Origin of the sequence: Collinsella sp. AF18-8LB (assembly GCF_003459795.1) — a bacterium.
Lineage (GTDB): Bacteria > Actinomycetota > Coriobacteriia > Coriobacteriales > Coriobacteriaceae > Collinsella.
On sequence record NZ_QRWU01000001.1, the window covers coordinates 603375 to 623459 of the forward strand.

Annotated in this window: 18 protein-coding genes; 10 read left to right on the plus strand and 8 right to left on the minus strand. The window is 61.2% G+C overall.

The window, feature by feature from the left end; translation table 11 throughout:
• Positions 1-63: 63 nt before the first annotated feature.
• On the plus strand, positions 64-606 hold the full coding sequence (locus DWX25_RS02660) for a histidine phosphatase family protein (protein WP_117798726.1): 543 nt from the start codon (positions 64-66) through the stop codon (positions 604-606).
• Positions 607-624: 18 nt separating this feature from the next.
• Entirely contained in the window at positions 625-1260 is a 636-nt protein-coding gene (locus tag DWX25_RS02665; protein WP_117735576.1) for a histidine phosphatase family protein, read from the plus strand.
• Positions 1261-1392: 132 nt separating this feature from the next.
• Here DWX25_RS02665 and DWX25_RS02670 read toward each other — a convergent pair whose 3' ends face one another.
• Positions 1393-2091 carry a DUF1015 family protein gene (locus DWX25_RS02670; RefSeq protein WP_117798728.1) on the minus strand — a complete coding sequence of 233 codons (699 nt, stop codon included), beginning with the start codon at positions 2089-2091 and terminating at the stop codon, positions 1393-1395.
• Positions 2092-2193: 102 nt separating this feature from the next.
• Positions 2194-3351: a M20 family metallopeptidase gene (locus DWX25_RS02675; protein WP_117798730.1), complete on the minus strand. Its 1158-nt coding sequence runs from the start codon at positions 3349-3351 to the stop codon at positions 2194-2196.
• Positions 3352-3503: 152 nt separating this feature from the next.
• On the opposite strand from DWX25_RS02675, the gene DWX25_RS02680 reads away from it, so the two are divergent.
• On the plus strand, positions 3504-4553 hold the full coding sequence (locus DWX25_RS02680; protein WP_117807901.1) for a hypothetical protein: 1050 nt from the start codon (positions 3504-3506) through the stop codon (positions 4551-4553).
• Between the two features lie 347 nt (positions 4554-4900).
• Here DWX25_RS02680 and DWX25_RS02685 read toward each other — a convergent pair whose 3' ends face one another.
• The 4 genes from DWX25_RS02685 to DWX25_RS02695 form a co-directional block, all read right to left on the minus strand.
• On the minus strand, positions 4901-6064 hold the full coding sequence (locus DWX25_RS02685; protein ID WP_117798733.1) for a phosphoglycerate dehydrogenase: 1164 nt from the start codon (positions 6062-6064) through the stop codon (positions 4901-4903).
• A 71-nt stretch (positions 6065-6135) separates the two neighbouring features.
• A complete protein-coding gene (serC, locus tag DWX25_RS02690) occupies positions 6136-7260 on the minus strand; it encodes a 3-phosphoserine/phosphohydroxythreonine transaminase (RefSeq protein WP_117798735.1) in 1125 nt (374 codons plus the stop codon).
• 227 nt (positions 7261-7487) lie between these two features.
• Positions 7488-8069: a TrkA C-terminal domain-containing protein gene (locus DWX25_RS09510; RefSeq protein WP_199412296.1), complete on the minus strand. Its 582-nt coding sequence runs from the start codon at positions 8067-8069 to the stop codon at positions 7488-7490.
• On the minus strand, positions 8048-9094 hold the full coding sequence (locus DWX25_RS02695) for a potassium/proton antiporter (protein ID WP_199412297.1): 1047 nt from the start codon (positions 9092-9094) through the stop codon (positions 8048-8050). The genes DWX25_RS09510 and DWX25_RS02695 overlap by 22 nt, the downstream gene beginning before the upstream one ends.
• Before the next feature lie 252 nt (positions 9095-9346).
• On the opposite strand from DWX25_RS02695, the gene DWX25_RS02700 reads away from it, so the two are divergent.
• Positions 9347-10186 (plus strand): metallophosphoesterase, encoded by an 840-nt coding sequence (locus DWX25_RS02700; RefSeq protein ID WP_117763112.1) that lies wholly within the window; start codon positions 9347-9349, stop codon positions 10184-10186.
• Positions 10187-10463: 277 nt separating this feature from the next.
• On the opposite strand, the gene DWX25_RS02705 is transcribed toward DWX25_RS02700, so the two are convergent.
• The gene (locus tag DWX25_RS02705; protein WP_233505192.1) at positions 10464-12038 is read right to left on the minus strand and encodes a lipopolysaccharide biosynthesis protein; all 1575 of its coding nucleotides are present in this window, start codon (positions 12036-12038) and stop codon (positions 10464-10466) included.
• Positions 12039-12216: 178 nt separating this feature from the next.
• Between DWX25_RS02705 and DWX25_RS02710 the strand changes: the two genes are divergently transcribed.
• From DWX25_RS02710 to DWX25_RS02735, 6 genes are all read left to right on the plus strand, one after another.
• On the plus strand, positions 12217-13788 hold the full coding sequence (locus DWX25_RS02710; protein ID WP_117798737.1) for an L-lactate permease: 1572 nt from the start codon (positions 12217-12219) through the stop codon (positions 13786-13788).
• A 278-nt stretch (positions 13789-14066) separates the two neighbouring features.
• Entirely contained in the window at positions 14067-15737 is a 1671-nt protein-coding gene (gene pckA / locus DWX25_RS02715; protein WP_199412298.1) for a phosphoenolpyruvate carboxykinase (ATP), read from the plus strand.
• Positions 15738-15964: 227 nt separating this feature from the next.
• Complete coding sequence (locus DWX25_RS02720) at positions 15965-16684, plus strand: B3/4 domain-containing protein (RefSeq protein ID WP_117735595.1); 720 nt, start codon at positions 15965-15967, stop codon at positions 16682-16684.
• A 173-nt stretch (positions 16685-16857) separates the two neighbouring features.
• On the plus strand, positions 16858-17307 hold the full coding sequence (locus tag DWX25_RS02725) for a MarR family winged helix-turn-helix transcriptional regulator (protein WP_117735596.1): 450 nt from the start codon (positions 16858-16860) through the stop codon (positions 17305-17307).
• Positions 17308-17426: 119 nt separating this feature from the next.
• Positions 17427-18281, plus strand: coding sequence for a DegV family protein (locus tag DWX25_RS02730; RefSeq protein ID WP_117798738.1), 855 nt, complete (start codon positions 17427-17429; stop codon positions 18279-18281).
• An 80-nt stretch (positions 18282-18361) separates the two neighbouring features.
• Positions 18362-18682, plus strand: coding sequence for an MGMT family protein (locus DWX25_RS02735; protein ID WP_117798740.1), 321 nt, complete (start codon positions 18362-18364; stop codon positions 18680-18682).
• Positions 18683-19028: 346 nt separating this feature from the next.
• Here DWX25_RS02735 and trpS read toward each other — a convergent pair whose 3' ends face one another.
• The gene (gene trpS, locus DWX25_RS02740; protein WP_117794628.1) at positions 19029-20078 is read right to left on the minus strand and encodes a tryptophan--tRNA ligase; all 1050 of its coding nucleotides are present in this window, start codon (positions 20076-20078) and stop codon (positions 19029-19031) included.
• Positions 20079-20085: the final 7 nt, after the last annotated feature.

Here is a 20085-nt window from a genome sequence, read left to right on the forward strand (position 1 = left end):
ATCCGGCGGCAAAACCACCACAAAGGGGACAGGCACCTTTGTGGTGGTGCGAGGGGAGGGCATGTGGCCGATCTGTTTTTGGTGCGGCATGGGCAGACTGAGTTCAATGTGAAGAACATTTTGCAGGGCTGGCACGATTCGCCGCTTACGGCGCGCGGGCGTGAGCAGGCGCTGGCGACGCGCGCGGCGTTCGAGGACCGCGGCGTGACCTTTGACCATGTGTATTCTTCTCCGTTGGGCCGGGCGCGGCGTACGGCTGGGCTAATTGCTGGTGAGGGTCGCTCCATTGAGCTGGTCGACGACCTGCGCGAGTGGCATTTGGGCTCGCTGGAAGGTACATCAAATCGCAAGATGCCGCCGCAGCCCTGGGGCGATTATCCGGTGGCCTTTGGCGGCGAGTCGGAAGCGCAATTCCGGGCGCGTATGGTCGCGGCGCTGTCCCGCATTATGGCCCGACCGCAGCACAACTGCGTGCTGGCTGTCTCCCATGGGTCTGCCTGCCAGGAGTTTCTTGAGTACGTGGCCGGCGGGGGAGAGCAGCCCGACAACGGTGCCGTGCTCCATTTTGGCTATTGCGACGGGGCGTTTTCGCTCCTTGATTGGTAACGAACGGAAGGACTCCCTATGAATAAAGACTTGTATCTGGTCCGTCATGGACAGACAATATTTAACCTTAAGCGTATCATTCAGGGGTGGAGCGATTCGCCGCTTACGCAGTTGGGCTGCGACCAGGCGGCGCGCGCCGGCATGTTCTTGCGAGCGCGCGGCATTGAGCCCGATCATGCCTACACCTCGACGCTGCATCGCACGGAGCAGACCATCGCCAGCCTGTGGCCGGGCCTTGCCTACGAGCGCCTGGATGGCCTGCGCGAGTGGTTCTTTGGCGACTTTGAGGCCGAACGCGTGATGCTCATGCCCGAGCGTCCGTGGCGTGACTTCTATCGCCAGTTTGGCGGCGAGGGGCAGATGCGGGTGCGTGAGCGCATGGTGGCGACGTTGACCGATCTGATGCGACGCCCGGACCATTCGTGCGTGCTCGCGGTGAGCCACGCCTCGGCCATCAAGGAGTTTTTGGATCATGTGAGGGGAGCGGCGGCCGACGAGCGCGAGCGCGTGCCGGGCAACTGTTCGGTGCTGCACTTTGCGTTTGACGATGCGACCGAAACGTTTGAGCTGGTTGAAGTCTTTACGCAGGAAGATTATGCGCGTGAGCTGGGTCTTGAGCCGTTGACGGCGGCAGCGGGTCCACAGCGCGGGTAACGCAGGCGCGGCGATACGGGTCGCCGACATACTTGCTCGATGCAAAAGGGGCGGAGATGCATGCGCTGGCATTGCATCTCCGCCCTTCGTTTGTTGGACTGCCGAGTCTTTGCGCTAAGCGTTTAAGTCCTGCTAGTATCGTGCAATCTGGTGAGTGAGCAGACCCGTTGGAACCTGCGGCGCGCCGCCTGCGACCTGCGCGGCAGGGAACAGCGCGGAAATGACAAAGTTGAACGGCTCCTTGCCCGTGTAGGTGCCGGCCGCGCGGGCCTCGTCTGCCAAGAGCTGTGCCGCCCCTGCCAGCGCGGCGACATAGGCCGGATCGTCTGCGGGGGCAGGCTCCGGTGCCTGGTCGAGCATAGCGTGGATGGCGGCAACGGCGTCATTGCGTTTGACCTCCCACACGCGATGCGTAATGCCGGCGGGGTCGGTGACGGCATAGAGCGACGCGCCCTCTTTGGCGGCACCGAGGATGATATCCATGACGGGCGAGGCTTCGTAGGTGAGCGTAACAGGGCGAGGCTGCACCTTAAGCTCGGTGATTGCACGGGCGGCCGCTGCTACATCTGCGGAGGCCGCGTCGCCGTCACAGGCCGCGTCGTCGCCCGCAAGCACCCTGACCGGGCAGATCGCCACAACGCCCGTTACGTGCCCCGGCTCTCCGGAGCATTCGTACACGTAATATGCCGAGCCCGGATCTTTGAGCATGAGCCCGTCGGCGATGGCGGCGCGCAGGGCGTCGTTGCCGCTCAGGATGCCGTCCATCTGCGGCAGTGCTTCGAGCACGCGGTCCTGAGCTGGACGGATGCAGGGAAACGGAAGTGCTTTCATGGGCGGTCCTAACGCGCGAGTCGGTTTGTTCGCGGCTTATTATGCCCCAACTTGGTTGCTCGCGTCCCAGAGCGTGTTATCGACAAGCGCGATCAGCACGTTCTAGCAGCGAACGATATCGGCGTGGGGCACATATTCGTTGGGCTTGTGCGCGAGTGCCAATGAGCCGGGGCCGTAGCTCATGCAATTGCGGTTGCCCGTCTTGCCGGCAATGACGGCGGTGTCGGTGTAGCCGGTAAAGAAGCCGACGGTCGTGTCCGCGTTCGTCGTATCGTCTGTTGCGCGCTTGAGTGCAGCTAGAAGGGGAGAGCTCGGGTCGCGCTCGATGGCGGGGCGATCGCCCGTCACAACATAGCTGCCGTGACAGCCGGGAACCGCAGCTTCGGCAGCGGTGATGGCCTGCTCCACCATGCGTGTCGCGGCGGCCGTATCGGTCGGCGGCGTCAGGCGCATGTCGACCCAGACCTTGGCGTGGTCGGGCACGACGTAGGGGCGATAGCCGACCTCGATTTGTCCAAACGTAATGGTCGAAGGCCCCAGCTCATCATGCACGGGCAGCGCCGCGAACGCATGGCGAAGCGAACACACGACCTCGGCCATGGCGGCGACGGCGTCTGCACCCTTCCAAGGCTGACTCGCATGCGCCGTGCCGCCGGCCATCTCAATTTCGAACCACGTGCGCCCCTTGTGCGCCACCTGAATCTGCCCGTCGGTGGACTCGGTGTCCAGCACCCATTCGCGCGAGCCGATCCAGCCGGAATCGATGGCGGCCTCGGAGCCGCGCATAAAGTCCTCCTCGTCGACCGAGCAGATGAGTGAGAAGCCACGGCGGGGCAGCTCGCCGCTTGTCGCTATGCGCTCGAGTACGTGGACAATCGCGGCAATGGCGCAGGCCAAGCCACCCTTCATGTCGCAGGTACCTCGGCCATAGAGCTTATCGTCCCGCACGATCGCTTCGAGCGGCGGAATGTCCGCGTCCCAGCCATAGCCCAGCGTAAGGGTATCCATATGGCAGATATAGACCAGCCGCGGCTCGTCGCTCAAACCGGGCGCGGTGACCATGAGGTTGCGGCGTCCGGGGAGCACTTCGAGCTCCTCAATCTGCACGGCCTCGAGCGTAGAACTATCAAGTTGTGCCAGCTGCTGCTCAATGAGCCTCTTAATGAAGCGCTCAATCTCGTCCTCATATGCGCCCGGGTCTGAGCTGTCAACCTTCACAAGGTCCTGCGCAAGCCGCCAGGCAAAGTCCTCATCAACCATATGCAACCTCACAATTAGTCTGCTTTCCAAACTGATTGTAAGCCTCCTGAGAGATCCGCGGCGCGCGTGGCGGTATTTACCGTTCGCAGGCGGAGCCATCGCGTTTGCCGTCCGAGCGGGCTCACAAACGACGTAGTGGGTACGTACCCTTCATGGACGACATGCTGTGCGACATATCTGCCTTTCGGTATCACCGGATACCTCCACAGGTCTTGGCAATAATGCCAGACCTGCCCGATTCTGCGGACGATCCGCGCAGGGAGCACCTATGCGAGCATCCGCTCGTCACGCATTTCATGGGCACCCCGTTACATGTGTTGGCACAGGGCAGCTGCGGACGTAAGGGCGATCGCATCGTCAGGCATGTTTGGAACGGGGAGAGGCCGTTTGGCTCCGTGCGGCAGACAGAGTTTGGTCTCGATATCGCGTCCCCGCTCTTTACCTTGCTGACACTGGCCTCCTCGGTCTCAAACGAGCGACTGATCATGTGCATGTATGAGATGTGCGGCACCTTTGCCGTGTGCAAGATTGCGTCTCAGGTAAAGTCGGCGCTTGAACAGGCATACGGGGACCGGTGGGGCGATGCCCGGCTGGGCTGGGAAAACGTAAAGGATGCCTCGGGGAATCCAACGGACTTGTGGAAACGACCTCCCTTGATTGAGCTCTCTGAACTTGCAGAGTACGTCGATAAGGTCCGGGGGCTTCGCGGTGCTAAATCGTTCACACGTGCCGCAAAATGCGTTACGGGGGTGGCGGCATCGCCGCTCGAGGTCCAGGCTTCGATGCTGTTTGGTCTTTCGAGGTTGCGCGGCGGTGAAGGGCTGCGCCTTACCAATAACGTTGAGATTCGTATGACGCGCAGTGCCCGTCTGATTTCGGGGCTTGATAGGCGCTATGCCGATATCCTGCTGGCAAATAAGGACGGCAGCCGAGAGTGCCTGGTTGAATGTCAAGGTAAAGCCATTCATGGATCCGTAGAATCCAAGATCTCGGACTCCGATCGAACGACGGCCTTGCAAGCGATGGGATATCCCGTCGTTCTGATGACCTATGGCCAGCTGGTTGACTCCGATGCCTTCCGCGTAGTGATGGAACTCATCATGTCCTATCTCGATGTGCCGCTGAAAGACAAGACGTCGCGGCAGCAGGAGCTCGAACGGCGGCTTCGTGAGGAAATTTTTATCGATTGGGCGGGAATATAGTCGCGCAGGCAGAAAACGCTCGCGCGAGCTAGAGTTTTGGTCGCAAAAAGGCTTCAATTTTGCCTTGGAAGGGCTTTAAAAATGCTATCCATAAACAGTTGTTTCGGAAAATCGACAGTCAATTTGAATGTGGTATATAGAGATTGATTTTTACCTACTAAAGTCCCTGATAAAGCTGTTTATCAAAGCGGGTGTGCTTGGTGATTGGGGTCTTACTGTCGATTATCCGAAAAAACTTGTTCTGGGTATCATTTTAAAGTCGTCCGGAGCAACGAAATCGGCCCCGTTTCGCGAAAACGGGGGCCGAATGGGGCTTCATGGCCTGCCTGGCAGGCTTGGCGCCGGCGCTATTTGATCACGCGCACGCGATACATCGACGGAATCTGCTTGAGCGCCTCGATGGTGCTGCTGTCCAGGTGCTCGTCGGTGTCGAACATGGTGTAGGCGTTCTCGCCGGCGGACTCGTTGGTCATGCGCTGCACGTTGGCGTTGTCCTTGGCGAGGATTGCCGTGATCTGGCCGATCATGTTGGGCACGTTGGCGTGCAGGCAGGCGATGCGGCTTGCGGCGCGCGCCTTGCCCATACTGCAGGCGGGGTAGTTGACGCTGTGCGCGATATTGCCGTTTTCCAGGTAATCCTTGAGCTCGCTGATGGCCATGTCGGCGCAGTTGGCCTCGGCCTCGCCGGTGCCGGCGCCCGAGTGCGTGGTAATAAACGTATTGGGCATCTTGACCGTCTTAGGCGTGGCAAAGTCGCAGCTAAACCAGCTCAGCTTGCCCGCGCGCAGGGCGGCGTCGACGGCGTCCTCGTCAATGATGGTCTCGCGCGCGTAGTTAATGAGGACGGCGCCCGGTGCCAGCAGGTCGATCTGCTCGGTGCTGATCATGCCGATGGTGTCGGCCTTGCTGGGCACGTGTACGGTGAGGTAGTCGCAGCCGCGGCAGAGGTCCTCGAGCGTGCCCACGCGCTGCACCTCGCGGCTCAGCACCCACGCGTGCTCGACGGAAATGAACGGATCGTAGCCGTAAACGTCCATGCCCAGATCGACGCAGGCGTTGGCGACCTTGGAGCCTACGTTGCCCAGGCCGATGACGCCGATGCGCTTGCCCTTGAGCTCGCGGCCCACAAAGGCCTTCTTGGCCTTTTCGGCATCGACCTGAATCTCGGGGTCGTCGGCGTTGTCACGTACCCAGTTCATCGATTGCACCACGCCGCGGCTCGAAAGCACCAGCATGCCCAGGACGAGCTCCTTGACGGCGTTGCTGTTGGCGCCGGGGGAGTTAAAGACGACGACGCCCTTCTTGGCGTACTCCTCGACGGGGATGTTGTTGACGCCGGCGCCGCAGCGGGCGATGGCGCGGATGCCCTCGGGCAGCTCGTAGCCGTGCAGGTCGGTCGAGCGCATCAGGATGGCGTCGGCCTCCTCGGCGCTGCTTACAAACTCGTAGCCCTCGCCAAACTCGACTTTGCCGTCTTTGGTGATGTCGTCGATGGTCTTAATCTTGCGCATGGAAAACTCCTTAGCAGGTTTTGATCTAAACAGGGTGGTCTGAGGTGCCTGGTCGGCCCGCGTATTGCGGGCTAGTTAGATCGCGGACTCAAACTATGCTGCGCTTCGAAGTCCTTCATGTACGTGGCCAGTGCCTGCACGTCTTCCATGGTTACGGCGTTGTAGACGCTGGCGCGCATGCCGCCTACCATGCGATGGCCCTTGACGTTTTGAATCTGGTACTCGGCCGCTCCCGCGACAAAGGCAGCGTCGAGGTCGGCGTCGCCGGTGCGGAAGGTGACGTTGGCGATGGAGCGGCTGTCGGCTTGCGTGGTGCCGTGGAATAGCTCGCTGTGCTCGAGCAGGTCGTAGAGCAGGTTGGCCTTGCCCCAGTTGCGCTCGGCCATGGCGGCAAGTCCGCCGGTTTGCTCTACCCAATGGAACACCTTGCCGCATACGTAGATGCCAAAGGTGTTAGGCGTGTTGAGCATGGAGCCCTTGGCAGCCTGGGTCTTGAGGTTCAGGTACTGCGGCGTCTGCGCAAAGGCAGGGCCTTTGGCGATGAGGTCGTCGCGCACGATAACCACGGTCACGCCCGCGGCGCCGGCGTTTTTCTGCGCGCCGGCGTAAATGAGCCCGTAGCGCTCAACGTCGAGCGGCTGCGACAGAAAGCAGCTCGAGACATCGGCGACCAGCGGCACATCGCCGCAAGCGGGCAGCTCGTGGTACATGGTGCCAAAGATGGTGTTGTTCTGGCAGATGTAGACGTAGTCGATCCCGTTGCCCGCGGCCTCGGCGGCAATGCGCGCGTTTATGTCGGCCATGGTGGGAATGCGGTCGAAATTGGTGTCCTCGGAGCTCGCGAGCAGCACGGCCTCGCCGTACTTGGCGGCCTCCTTGTACGCCTTGTTGGCGAAGTTGCCGGTCACGACGTAGCCGGCGCGGCCGCGGCGCATGAGGTTCATGGGGATGCCCGCAAACTGCAGTGTGGCGCCGCCCTGCAAAAACAGGACGCGGTAGTTGTCGGGGATGCTCAGCAGGCGACGCAGGGTTGCCTCGGCGTCGTCGATGATCTGCTGGTACATGCTAGATCGATGGCTCATCTCGAGCACGGACATGCCGCAACCGCGGTAGTCCATCATCTCGTCGGCGATCTCGGCGAGCACGCTTGTAGGAAGCGCGGCCGGGCCAGCTGAGAAGTTGTGCACACGTGCCATCTTCTAGTTCTCCCTCGTAGTCGTTTGAACGTTCGGGATACTTTAGCACAGTGGAGCGCCAGGCGCGACCGCATCACGGTAAAACTCGAGTGCGCCGCTATGATTTACAGGATGGTTACATGGGGGAGGGGTGCTTTACTTCTCAGGCAAATCCAAATCTGCGAGCGAAGACATGGGGTTCTCTAGGCGCTTGATCTTTTCGTCGCAAATTAGCTACCTCCTGGCCCCTATGACGCCAGCGTGGCGATGACGGCTTCGTCTCCGAGTTGGATTTGGGTGTCGCCGTCGGGGATGATCGTTTGGTCTCCGCGCTTGAGCATCACCACGATAAACGGGTGCTTGCCCTGCGGCACGTCGCGCAGGCGCTGAACGGCTAGGCGTCCATGGGTCGTCACGGTGACCTCGCGCAGCGTAACCTCGGCACGCTCTTCAAACGTTGGGGCGGCCATAACCAGAAGGTCGCCTTCCTCAATGACCGTATCGCCGTTGGGGAGCACCGGGTGCGTGCCGTCGCGTAGCGCCAGGACCACAAGCATGTCCGTCGCACTGCCAATGTCGGCAAGCGAGCGACCGGCAAACGGATGCCCCGCTCCCACCTTGAGCTTGACGAACGACATGCCGTCCTCGTCGCGGTAATCATTAAAGGTGCGGCGCACGCCGCGGGCCGCATCGATCATGTCGAGCTTTTTTGCCACTGCCGGCAGCAACGAGCCCTGCACCACAATGCTCGACACGGCAATCACAAAGACCAGGTCAAACAGGTCGTGTCCACCGGGAACGCCGGCCATCACGGCAAAGAGGCTAAACACGACCGAGGCTGCGCCGCGCAGGCCCGCCCAACTGATGAGTGCAACCTGGCGGGGGGGGGGTTCGTCTTAAAGGGCGCCAGCAGCGCACCGACAGCGATGGGGCGGCTCACGAAGAGCATAAACGCCATGAGTGATAGGCCCGGCAGCAGCATTTGCGGCAGGCGGGCGGGCGTCACGAGCAGGCCGAGCAAGAAGAAGATCGTCATCTCGGCCATCTCGGTGAGGGTATCAAAGAAGTGCGCCATCTCGACCTTGCCGGTGATGTCGCTGGCCCCCAGCACAATGCCGGCAAGGTACACGGCCAAAAAGCCGTTGCCACCCAGGTAGCTCGGCAGTGCGTAGGCCACGATGGCCACGGCAAACAAAAAGATGGTCTGCGCGCCCTCGGCTGTTGCATGCGCGCGCTCAATCAGGCGGCTGGATGCCCAGCCGATGGCAAGGCCCAGCCCCACGCCCAGGATAATCTGCTTGGCCAGCAGCATGGGGATGTCGATATTGCCGCCGGCCGCGAGGGTCGCGAGCACCGCGGTGAGCATGTAGGCGACGGGGTCGTTTGAACCCGATTCGACCTCGAGCAGCGAGTTGGTGCCGTCACGCAACGACAGGTTGCGCTCGCGCAGCACGCTAAAGACGCTCGCTGCATCGGTGGACGCCACAACCGAGCCCAGCAACAGGCCGCCGATCCAATCGAAGCCCAGAACCAGGTGCGCAAACGCGCCGGTGATGCCGGCGGTGATGACCACGCCGAGTGTGCTCAGCAGCACCGCGGGCGCGGCGACGGGCTTGGCGCGGTCGATATTGGTGTTAAAGCCGCCGTAGAACATGATGAACAGCAACGCCGTGCTGCAGACGGTTTCGGTAAGCGCGTAGTCGTTAAAGTCGATGTGCGCCGGGCCGTTGACGCCCAGCAGCATGCCGAGTGCGATAAAGATGAGCAGGGTGGGGAAGGGGAGCTTTTTGCCGACAGGTTTGATGGTCAGGCACAAAATGATGACGAGGCCGATAAAGAGAAGGATCTGGTTCATGGACGGTGTCCGCTCCTGGGTGGTTGGCGTGGCACGGTCAATTGTCTGCGGTATTTGTACCCAAAGATGGTGGGTTTATGGGGTTGGATTGCGGGCGTGCGCGATATCGTCATAGACGGCTGCCGTCTTTGCCTCTGCTCGGAAACCCTTTCCAGCTTTATTGCAACGGAGTACAATGGGTAACGTTTAAGTTCAACTTGAAGTTTTAGTTGCGGCGCCGGGCTTTGGCCGCAATGCAAGGAGAGGCGTACCATGGCGATTTATGTGACATCTGATGCTCACGGGCACGTGCGTGCGCTTGACGAGGCCCTGTCCAAGATTTCGTTGACGTCCGACGACACGCTGTACGTGTTGGGCGACATGATCGATCGCGGGCCCGATCCGGTCGGCGTTATTAAGCTCGTGCGCTCGCTGCCCAACGCCCGCGTGCTCAAGGGTAATCACGAGCAGATCATGCTCGATGCCATCATTGGCCAGGATCCGCTCGATGCCGAGACCTGGGATATCAACGGTGGCTGGACTACCCGTCAGCAACTCAACGACATGGAATTTGAGGCGTACGAGGAGCTGATCCGCTGGGCTGCCGCCCTGCCGCTCTATGCAGTGGCCCAGACTGCCGAGCGCCCGTATTTGCTGGTGCATGCCGGCATCCAGACCGAGGCTGCTCGCGCGTTTTTGCTTGAGCACGGTGTCGATTGCGGCAACGGCAGGGGAGCGGTCGATGCCGATGCCGAGTTGCTGCAGCAGATGCTTGCGGTGCAGTCGTCCGATGACCTGCTGTGGATTCGCCATGGCTATTGGGATGCGCCGACGGGGCTGCTTTCTGTCGAGGGCAAGGGCCCGGTCGTGGTGAGCGGCCACACGCCCACGGTGTCGCTCGGGCGTTATTGCGAGGTCGGCGGCCTGGCGGGGCTCGATGAGGAGTCGGGCCGCGGGCAGATCGTGCGCCTGGGCGGCGAGGATACCGCCGGCGTGCCCGATCGCATCGACATCGACTGCGCCGCCGCCACTGGGTCGGAGTTTGGCCGCGTAGGTATCCTGCGGCTCGATGATGGGGCTGAGTTCTACGCGAATATCAATCCTGGAGAATGATGGCGCAAGGGGTAGCTAATTTGGAAATGATTTTTCTGGGACGGGGATTAAATAATCATTTGGCTGCCCGCTGGCTAAGTGAGTAGGCTTTTTTGGAAATGCCGAGCACCCAACATATTTGCCTCAATAAAACCGCAGATCACAGACTTGTATTATGTCGGTGTGGTCGGGGATTCGGTAAAAGTCTACTCACTTAGTTTTGCGTGATGCATATTGTCCGCAACCGGACCCCAGCCGGGGTGATTCCATCGCAAATTCCGGTTCCGGGGGCAGCTAATTAGGCTCCGTACGGGTTGCGGTCGCGTTCGATGCGTTGGCGGATGTGGGCGTACTCGATAATCAGTAGTACCAGGAGTAGGGTCATGATGGCTAGGTAGCTCACCACAGCGCCCATCAGACCCAGCAGCTTAATCAGGATCACCGGCAGCACCACGCTTACGGCGAAGCAGATCAGGTAGATCTTGGTGACATCGCCGGCGTGGCGCAGCACCGTGATGATGGCGTAGATAAAGTCGATTGCCGCGGTGACGCCGCCGGCGACGACCATCAGCAGTGCCAGCGTGCGGTAGCGCTCAAAGTTAAGGCCGTACATAAAGCTCATGATGGGGATGCCGGGGCCTGCCATAAATGCGGCGCACGCTCCGGTGATGACTACGATCAGCGTCATAACGGCAACAATAATCAGGTCAAAGCGGCGACGCTTGCGCGGATTCGCCCAAATGCTCGATAGACGCAGGAGCTGCGGTTTATAGATAAATCCAATGCTCAACAAAATGGCCTGCGCCGGAAAAAACAGCGCATTAAAGTACAGCTGATACTTGTAGGCCAGCGTGCCTTCCATCACAAACTTGGGCATGCTTTCGATAAGGTTGAACAGGAACAGCGCGCCAAAAAGCGGGGCGCACTGGACAAACAGGTGACCGACCTCGCGCAGACTCATGCGGCGTGATTTTTCGGTCTCGAGCAGGGCGAGCGGCGCGGTGACCAGTACGAGCGAGGCAATCGCGGCGATGCCCATGGCCATGGCGGCGATGGGCATGCTGCGCGTGAGGAACAGTGCCACGCTAAAGACCGCGATGACGCCGGCGGAACGCAGCGTTTGACTCATGCCAGCCAAGTAGAGCTTGTCGGCCTGCTGCAGGCGGCCTTCGTACGCGTCCGCCACGCCGTCGATTACCTTATAGAGGTAGACGCCCAGGCCGATCGTCGCCATATGCGCGTCATAGCCGCGGACGCTGCTATAGAGCAGGCCGCAGCCCAAGGCTAGGGCCCCGCAGATCCAACGATTGAGCTGGTAGGAGGCGAAGGACGTCTTTTCGTCGATGTCCGAGACCTGGAAGTTGCGCACGCCGTAGTTGCACGCGATCATGATGAGCGTGCCGGTGACAAAGGCGATGGAGAACTTGCCTGCTTCTTCGGCGCCCACGAGCTGCGTAGACACGATGGTGAGCAGGGGAAACGTCATGCCCCACACGGCGGTGCCGATGGTGTTCCAAAGGTAGTCGCGATGGGTGGCGTGATCTTCGTACTCGGCTTCTTGTGCGGAGAAGCCGCCGCCGTAGACGGCTCCGAGCAGGCGGTTCCACCAGGCATTGACCATGCGGTGGATGGGGCCGGGCTGGCGATCGCGCTCGCGGCGACGGCGTGTGGCCTGGCCGTTGTCGGGACCGCCGGCGTTCCGCTGGCTTAGCTCTTGGATGCGTGCGAGCTCCTCGGCGGTGTGAGACGCGGGGAATAGACCGTTCTCGATGCGTCCGCCCTGCCCGTGCGCCCCGCCCGATACGGTGGGGTCGGTGACGCCGTTACGGCGGGCGATGGCGCGGCGAATGCTGTCGAGGGGCGTGATGCTCAAGGCGAGTCCTTTCTATTACTGCGCTCTAGTATAGACGCGACGGCGTCCGCTCGTGTTTTTGAACCGGTTGTTCAATAATTTCGGCGGGCGGCTGTAATTTGTCGGCAAACGTGCGGTATCCTGATGAAGTTTTGTGACACCCCTATGCCGCCCGCGCGGTAGCAAGGAGCTATGAACCATGGACGTCGCCGCATTCCTGCTGGCTCTTGTGCCGATTATTTGGCTTGTCGTGATGCTGCTGTGCTTTAAATGGCCCGCCTGGAAAGCCGCTATCGGATCGTTTGTCCTTTCGTGCGTGCTTGCCCTTGCGTGGTGGCATTTGCCGGCGGCGCAGATAGCCACGGCCTCGCTCGAGGGCTTTTTGATGGCCCTGTGGCCCATCGTGCTCGTGATTATCGCCGCCGTCTTTACGTATAACCTGTGCGTGCGCACGGGTGCCATGGACGTGATCGGCAGCATGATCACCTCCATCAGCAGCGACCGTCGTCTGCTGGCGTTGCTCGTGGCGTGGTGCTTCGGCGGCTTTATGGAGGGCATGGCCGGCTTTGGTACCGCCGTTGCCATTCCCGCCGGCATGCTCGCGGGCCTTGGTTTTGAGGCCGTGCCCGCCGTGCTGATCTGTCTACTGGCCAACGGCGTGCCCACGCCCTACGGCTCCATCGGCATCCCCACGGTGTCCGTTGCCGACCTGGTGGGCCTGGACCCGCTGCATTTGGCGACCGTTCAGCTGGTGCAGCTCGCACCGTTCTTTGTGGTGATGCCGCTGCTCATTGTATTGGTCGCGGGCCGTGTCGCCGATGATCAAGGCAACGTTGCGAGCGTAAGCGAGCGTCTGCACGGCGTTGCCGGCGTGGCGCTGCTTTCCGGTGTGTCCTTTGTCGGCGCGGCCCTGGTCGTTGCCATGTTCGTGGGTCCCGAGCTTGCCGTGGTCGTGGGCTCCATCGTATCGCTTGCGCTGACCGCCGCGCTTGCCATGCATGCCGAGAAGTCGGGGCATCTGGATGCACGCTTTCACATGAATATCGAGGCCGGCGAACAGCTCACCGCTAAGTCGGCGCTTTCTGCCTGGTCATGCTTCATCCTGATTTTTGTGCTGCTGTTGGGTACCTCCAACCTGGTGCCCGTCGTGCACGCCGCGCTCGCGCCGTTTGCGAGTTACGTGCAGGTGTATTGCGGTGAGAACCCCGGCACGCTTACGTTTTCGTGGATCAACACGCCGGGTGTTTGGATCTTCCTGGCGGCATTTGTCGGCGGCGCCATTCAGGGCGCGTCGCCGCGCTTGATGGGCGAGGTGCTGGCCGCGACCGTCAAGCAGATGATGCCGACGGTCATTACCATGCTTACGGTGCTGGGTTGCGCCAAGGTGATGGGCTATGCGGGCATGATCTCTTCGATCAGCGCGTTTTGCATTGCGGTCGCCGGCGGCCTGTACCCGATTCTGGCTCCGTGGATCGGCGCCGTCGGTGCGTTCGTGACCGGTTCGGGCACGTCCTCAGGCATGCTGTTTGGCCCCATCCAGAGCCAGGCCGCTACGGCGCTGGGTGTGAGCGACTACTGGATGGTCGCGCTGAATGCGCTTGGCGTTGCCGCCGGTAAGATGATTTCGCCGCAGACGCTCGCGATCGGTCTTGCCGCCGTGCATGTACGCGGTAAGGACGCTGAACTCCTGGGCGCGGTGCTGCCCTACGCTGCCGGCATGCTGGTCCTGATGAGCGCCATAGCCATGCTCGGCCAAGGCCTGCCGCTATAGTTGGCACTTAGGGACGTTCCTTATGTGCCGGCACTTTGGGAACGTCCCTAAGTGCCGGCATCTGGGGACACTCCTTGGTTGTTGCCTGTTCAAGAATGTCCCGAATGGCTAGTCGTTTAAGAACGTCCCCAATGACTAGGCCGCTTGCGTGCGATTTTTGACCGTTGGGCGGGTGCTTCGCGGTTGCCGCAAAAACGTTTTTGCATATCGGGTACAACGGGCTTTATGTGAGTAAAGTGCGCGCCGCGTCCACGTGCCGCGTTTTTAAAGGAGGCCCCATGCCTGGTGTTACCCCTGCAGAAGTTCTGTCCAACTTTGGCATTACGCTGGTCGAAGATCCCGCCGAGAACGAGCCCCGTCTGCTGGTCGATCTACCCGCCGCGGAGCTCGTCGAGCACGCCATCCGCCGCGAAGAGGGCCGTATGGCGTCCAATGGCGCACTCGTGATAGAGACGGGGGAGCGTACTGGCCGCTCGCCCAACGACCGCTTTATCGTCGACACGCCCGATGTGCACGACAAGATTGCCTGGGGTGCCGTCAACCGCCCGCTGTCTGTCGAGAGCTACGAGGCCATCAAGGCCGGCGTCGTCGACTATCTCAACGAGCGCGACGTGTTCGTCACTCGCGGTATGGCCGGTGCCGACCGCAACTACACGCGTCGCCTGCTCGTCGCCTGCGAGCGTGCCAGCCAGGCGCTCTTCATTAAGCAAATGCTCGCCCGTCCGCTCGCTCGCGAAATTGCGCGCACCGGTGAGCCGGACTTTTGCGTGCTTGCCGCCCCTGGCTACCAGTGCGACCCTGCCCTCAAGGGCCTCAACTCCAGCGCCGCCGTGGTCATCAACTTCCAGGAACGCGTGATTCTGGTCGCCGGCACCGGCTATTCCGGCGAGATCAAAAAGTCCATCTTCAGCGTCATGAATTACCTGCTGCCTGTCGAGGACGATGTGCTGCCCATGCACTGCTCGGCCAGCATGGATCCCGTCACGCACGAGACCGCGGTGTTCTTTGGCCTGTCGGGCACCGGCAAGACCACGCTTTCGGCCAACCCCACGCGACTGCTGATCGGTGACGACGAGCACGGCTGGTCCGACATGGGCATCTTCAACATCGAGGGCGGCTGCTACGCCAAGTGCGAGGGCCTGGACGCGTTCCACGAGCCCGAGATCTTCAACGCCGTTCGCTTTGGCGCCATCTGCGAAAACGTGGTGCTCGACGAGAACCGCAAGCCCAACTATGATGACGTCTCGATCACGCACAATACGCGCGTGGCCTATCCCGTTGAGCATATCCCCAACGCGTGGACCAAGGGCATGGGCACCACCCCGAGCGTCGTGCTGTTTTTGACCTGCGATGCCTTTGGCGTGCTGCCGCCCATCTCGCGCCTGACGGCCGATGCCGCCATGTATCACTTTGTGACAGGCTTTACGGCCAAGATCCCCGGCACCGAGGTCGGCGTCACCGAGCCCACGCCCACGTTCTCCTCGCTGTTTGGCGAGCCGTTTATGCCGCTCGACCCTATGGTCTACGCCAAGATGCTCGGCGAGCGCATTGCCGACGGCCGCACGCGCGTGTACCTGGTCAATACCGGCTGGATCGGTGGCGGCTACGGCGTTGGCCATCGTATCGAGCTTGCCTACACGCGCGCCCTGGTGGCCCGCGCCCTCGACGGTACCATCGAGGACAGCGAGTTCGTGCACGACGATATCTTTAACGTCGACATTCCCACCACGTGCCACGGTGTGCCCGACGGCATCCTGGTGCCGCGCCAGTACTGGCAGAGCACCGCGCGCTACGACGAAGCCGCGCACAACCTGGCGGTGATGTTCGAGGAGAACTTCGAGAAGAAGTACTCACACCTGCCCGAGTCCGTCAAGGCCGCCGGCCCGCACGCCCAGGTGCCCGCCGAGGCCCGTCATCGCGGCCGCGGCCTGCTGGGATTTCGTCTCTAGCATCGCCGCGAGTTCAAAACCACCACAAAGGGGACAGGCACCTTTGTGGTGGTTTTGCTCGGGCGGAAGACTCGGGTTACAATACGCCTGACATATCGCCCCCTTCTCCGGATGGGGGCAGCGTAAGCGCTCTTGTGGCGGCACCGTAGGACTTTGAAGGTGGCCGTCGTAAGGGCGCTTTTTGTTTAGGCGCCCGGGCTCGGGCGCACGCTATGAAGGGAGAGCACATGAAGAGTTTCGTTGCCGAGGATTCGTTTTGGGAACTGTTTCCGCAGGCGGCTATCGGCGTTGTGGTCGTAAAGGGCATGAAGCCCGCGGCGCAGATTTCCCAGGAGGACGTGGATGCGATTGCCGCGCTGCTTGACCGCGCCAATATCGATGCGGAGCGTCACCTGACGAGCGATACCATCAGCGAGAATGCGCCGGTCAAGGCATGGCGCGAGGCGTATCGTCTGTTCAAGACTAAGAAGGGCGCGCGTTGTTCGATTGAGAACCTGCTTAAGCGCGTGCTCAAAGGCAAACCGGTCGGTCATATTACGCCGGCGGTGGATATCTACAACACGGTGTCGCTGACCTATGCGCTGCCTGTTGGCGGTGAGGATGTGCACGCGATTGAGGGCAATCTGCGCTTGGCGGTGACCGATGGCGGCGATGCGTTCCTGCCGCTTGGCGAGGAGACAGATGATCCGACGCTTTCCGGCGAGCTCGCCTATATTGACGATGCGGGCGCCGTGTGCCGCTGCTGGAACTGGCGCGACGGCGTTCGCACGGCGCTGTCCGACGATTCGGCCGATGCATTCCTGGCGATTGAGTGCGTGGAGCCCGAGCGGATGGGGGATTGCCAGGCTGCCGTTGATCGCCTCGCTGAGTTGCTTGAGCGCTATCTGGGAGCGACGGTTGTCGTCAAGACGCTTGTGACTCGCGACAATCCTTGCGTGGAACTGTAGCGACGCCTGCGGATCAAACTCGACGGTCACAACCACCACAAAGGTGCCTGTCCCCTTTGTGGTGGTTTTTATGTTGATGGGTTAACAAATGGGGCGCGTGGGGCTGCCGGTCGCTGAGTACGGCTAAGATGTTTACTCGTTAGCATTATGCAAGCGAAAGGCGGTTGTCTCCCATGCAGCAGAGCGACGAGACACGTTTCGAGGACTTTGTCGGACTGATCAGCGGTCTCTACAAGGAGATCCAGCGCATTAAGGCATCTGAGGGCGCAAGGCTGGGCCTCAAGGGCTCCGATGTTATGTGCCTGTACTATCTGGAGCGCAGCAAGGACGGCTTGACTGGGGCCGACCTCGCCCGCATGGCAGGCGTGACCCGTGCCGCTGTCTCGCGCACGCTGGCGCATCTGGAGGAGGGCGGCTACGTCGAGGTCGAAGATTCGGGCGATGCTGCCGTTAAATACCGTGCCCCGGTTCGCCTGACCACGTTGGGCGGCGAGAGCATGAACGAGGCCGATCGCATTATTCGCGAAGTGCTCGACACCACCGGCAAGACCATGGGCGTGGAGCAGCGCGAGCAGATGTACGCGTCGTTGCGCACGATTCTCAACACCCTGCGCGAGCTGTAGAGCCGCTGGGGCATTTGCTTCCGATAAACAACTGCAGAGTCCCGTTTGAGCGCGTTCGCCGTGCCGGGGCATTGCTGTCAAAATTCCCTGCGCGAGGCCCACGCAAGAAAGGATCAACTATGTCTGTCCGCATTATTACCGATTCCGCAAGCGATATGTCGCCGGCCGAGCATCCGGCGCTGGCCGTTTTGCCGCTGTCCGTCACCTTTGGCACCGATGTGTACATGGATGGCGTCGACATCGACCACCAGCGTTTTTACGAGATGCTCGTGGAGCGCGATGAGCTGCCCATGACCGGCCAGGTCAACCCGTATGCCTTTTCGCAGGCGATTGCCGAAGCACGTGAGGCCGGCGACGAGGCTGTGATTATTACCGTGGGCGCTAAGCTTTCGGGCACCAATCAGAGCGCCCGTACCGCACTTGCCGAGGCTCCGGGCGGCGACGTGTTTATCGTGGACAGCAATAACGTGACCTTGGGCGAGCGCGTGCTGGTTGAGTATGCCCTGCGCCTGGTGGACGAGGGCCGCAGTGCATTTCAGATCGCGGCGGCTGTCGAGGCCGTGCGCGACCGAGTTGTGGTTATTGGCCTGCTCGAGACGCTGGAGTATCTGGTGCGCGGCGGTCGACTGTCTGCTGCGGCGGGCGCCGTGGGTACGCTGCTCAACGTAAAGCCCGTGGTGGCTGTAGAGGACGGTCTGATCGTACAGCTGGGCAAGGCGCGCGGCTCCAAGAACGGTCGTAACCTGCTGAACCAGAAGGTCGATAAGGCGGGCGGCGTCGACTTTGCCATGCCCCTGGCGCTTGGCTATACGGGACTTTCGGATGCGGTGCTCAAGAAGTATATTGAGGACAGCGTGGCGCTGTGGGCTGGCCACATCGAGGGCGAGCTGCCCGTCCATACCATCGGCGCCACCATCGGCACCCACGTAGGTCCCGGCGCCGTAGCCATAGCCTTCTTCCAGCCTACCAACTAACCGACCTGCCATAAACCACCACAAAGGGGACAGGCACCTTTGTGGTGGTTTATGCTTTTCCGGATGGAAAGGAGTGAGCAATGGCGTCTGAGGGCTTTTTTGAACGGGTGTACGAGGTGGTCGAGCAGATCCCCGAAGGGATGGTCGCCACGTACGGCCAAGTGGCGCTGCTCGCCGGTCGCCCACGGAGTGCGCGGTACGTTGGGTATGCCCTACATAGCAATCCGCGCCCCGGCGAGATTCCCTGTCACCGTGTGGTGTTTGCCGACGGGCACATTTGCGAGGGTTTTGCTTTTGGCGGTCCCGATGCTCAACGTGAGCTTTTGCTAGGGGAGGGTGTGGCGTTTAAGGACGACATGCACGTCGATCTGGGCGCCTGTCGCTGGCCTGCCGGACTCTAACGGTTCTGCCGTGGCTAAAACCACCACAAAGGTGCCTGTCCCCTTTGTGGTGGTTTTAGTTTACCGGAGCTAACTTATGGAGAAGGTGTGGCGGAGCATATTGACGCTACAAAGTAAACCACGGTGAACTATATTGTATTCAGCAACGGAGCAGGCAATAGGCGATGAAAAAGCCTGCCCTGTTGAGTTTGATTCGCATTCCTCCCCTCTGTGCGATTCAACGGTGTACTTCGGGAACGGGCCCGCTGACAACTGACTGCCAGCGGGCCCGTTCCTGTTAGGGGAGGATTTAGCCTCACCGTCTCTGCGTGTTCAAATCCCGGCGACAGCGCCGCAGAACATATCCCTAGTACACCATACCCATGGCGTCCTGAACCTCGGCCAGGGTCTGCTCGGCAATCTCGTTGGCACGACGGTTGCCCTCGTGCAGCACGTCCTTCACATAGTCCAGGTCGTTCTCATAGCGCTGGCGACGCTCGCGGATCGGCGCGAAGTACTCGTTGACCGCCTCGGTCACGTATTTCTTAAGCTGACCGGAGCCGCCCATGCCAATCTCTTCGGCAATCTCAACCTCTGAACGACCGGTGCAGATGGCGGCTGTCGAAAGCAGACCGGACACGCCGGGGCGGTTCTCGGGGTCAAACGTGATCATGCGCTCGGAGTCGGTCTGGCTCTTCTTAATGCGCTTGGCCGTCTCCTCGGCGGTCATCGAAATATTGATGGCGTTGCCGTAGCTCTTGCTCATCTTTCGACCGTCCAAGCCGGGCAGCAGTGGGGTCTCGGACAGCAACGCGTCAACCTCGGGGAACACCTTGCCGTAGCGGTTGTTAAAGCGGCGGGCGATGGTGCGGGTAAGCTCGATGTGCGGCAGCTGGTCGCGGCCGACGGGCACGACGTTGCCCTTGCAGAACAGGATGTCGCAGGCCTGATGCACCGGGTAGGTGAGCAGAAGGCCGGTGAGCTCGTGGCCCGAGGCATCCATCTCGGCCTTTACCGTGGGGTTGCGCGCCAGCTCGGCCTCGGACACCAGCGACAGGAACGGCAGCATGAGCTGGTTGGCGGCGGGCACGGCGGAGTGCGCGTAGATCATGGTCTTGTCGGGGTCGATGCCGCAGGCAAGGTAGTCCATGACCATGTTGTACACGTTGTCCTGGATGTGCTCGGTGGTGTCGCGGTCGGTGATGACCTGGTAGTCGGCGATGAGCACGTTGGTCTTGGCGCCCATGTTCTGCAGCTCAACACGGCCCTTGAGGGTACCGAAGTAGTGGCCCAGGTGCAGACGGCCGGTGGGGCGGTCGCCGGTGAGCATGGTGAACTTCTCGGGCGTCTTGGCCAGGCCCTCGCGAATGGCGTTGCTCTTTTGCAGCGCGACTTCGTAGCTGTTCTCGTTTGGCATGATTGCT

What these genes read in the sequence shown, in the direction of transcription:
- DWX25_RS02675 (WP_117798730.1), bottom strand. Translation starts at nt 3,351, where the DNA reads ATGGTTGATGAGGACTTTGCCTGGCGGCTTGCGCAGGACCTTGTGAAG.
- DWX25_RS02695 (WP_199412297.1), bottom strand. Translation starts at nt 9,094, where the DNA reads ATGAACCAGATCCTTCTCTTTATCGGCCTCGTCATCATTTTGTGCCTG.
- serC (WP_117798735.1), bottom strand. Translation starts at nt 7,260, where the DNA reads ATGGCACGTGTGCACAACTTCTCAGCTGGCCCGGCCGCGCTTCCTACA.
- DWX25_RS02720 (WP_117735595.1), top strand. Translation starts at nt 15,965, where the DNA reads ATGAAGAGTTTCGTTGCCGAGGATTCGTTTTGGGAACTGTTTCCGCAG.
- DWX25_RS02730 (WP_117798738.1), top strand. Translation starts at nt 17,427, where the DNA reads ATGTCTGTCCGCATTATTACCGATTCCGCAAGCGATATGTCGCCGGCC.
- trpS (WP_117794628.1), bottom strand. Translation starts at nt 20,078, where the DNA reads ATGCCAAACGAGAACAGCTACGAAGTCGCGCTGCAAAAGAGCAACGCC.
- pckA (WP_199412298.1), top strand. Translation starts at nt 14,067, where the DNA reads ATGCCTGGTGTTACCCCTGCAGAAGTTCTGTCCAACTTTGGCATTACG.
- DWX25_RS02680 (WP_117807901.1), top strand. Translation starts at nt 3,504, where the DNA reads ATGGACGACATGCTGTGCGACATATCTGCCTTTCGGTATCACCGGATA.
- DWX25_RS02710 (WP_117798737.1), top strand. Translation starts at nt 12,217, where the DNA reads ATGGACGTCGCCGCATTCCTGCTGGCTCTTGTGCCGATTATTTGGCTT.
- DWX25_RS02725 (WP_117735596.1), top strand. Translation starts at nt 16,858, where the DNA reads ATGCAGCAGAGCGACGAGACACGTTTCGAGGACTTTGTCGGACTGATC.
- DWX25_RS02670 (WP_117798728.1), bottom strand. Translation starts at nt 2,091, where the DNA reads ATGAAAGCACTTCCGTTTCCCTGCATCCGTCCAGCTCAGGACCGCGTG.
- DWX25_RS02700 (WP_117763112.1), top strand. Translation starts at nt 9,347, where the DNA reads ATGGCGATTTATGTGACATCTGATGCTCACGGGCACGTGCGTGCGCTT.
- DWX25_RS02685 (WP_117798733.1), bottom strand. Translation starts at nt 6,064, where the DNA reads ATGCGCAAGATTAAGACCATCGACGACATCACCAAAGACGGCAAAGTC.
- DWX25_RS02735 (WP_117798740.1), top strand. Translation starts at nt 18,362, where the DNA reads ATGGCGTCTGAGGGCTTTTTTGAACGGGTGTACGAGGTGGTCGAGCAG.
- DWX25_RS02665 (WP_117735576.1), top strand. Translation starts at nt 625, where the DNA reads ATGAATAAAGACTTGTATCTGGTCCGTCATGGACAGACAATATTTAAC.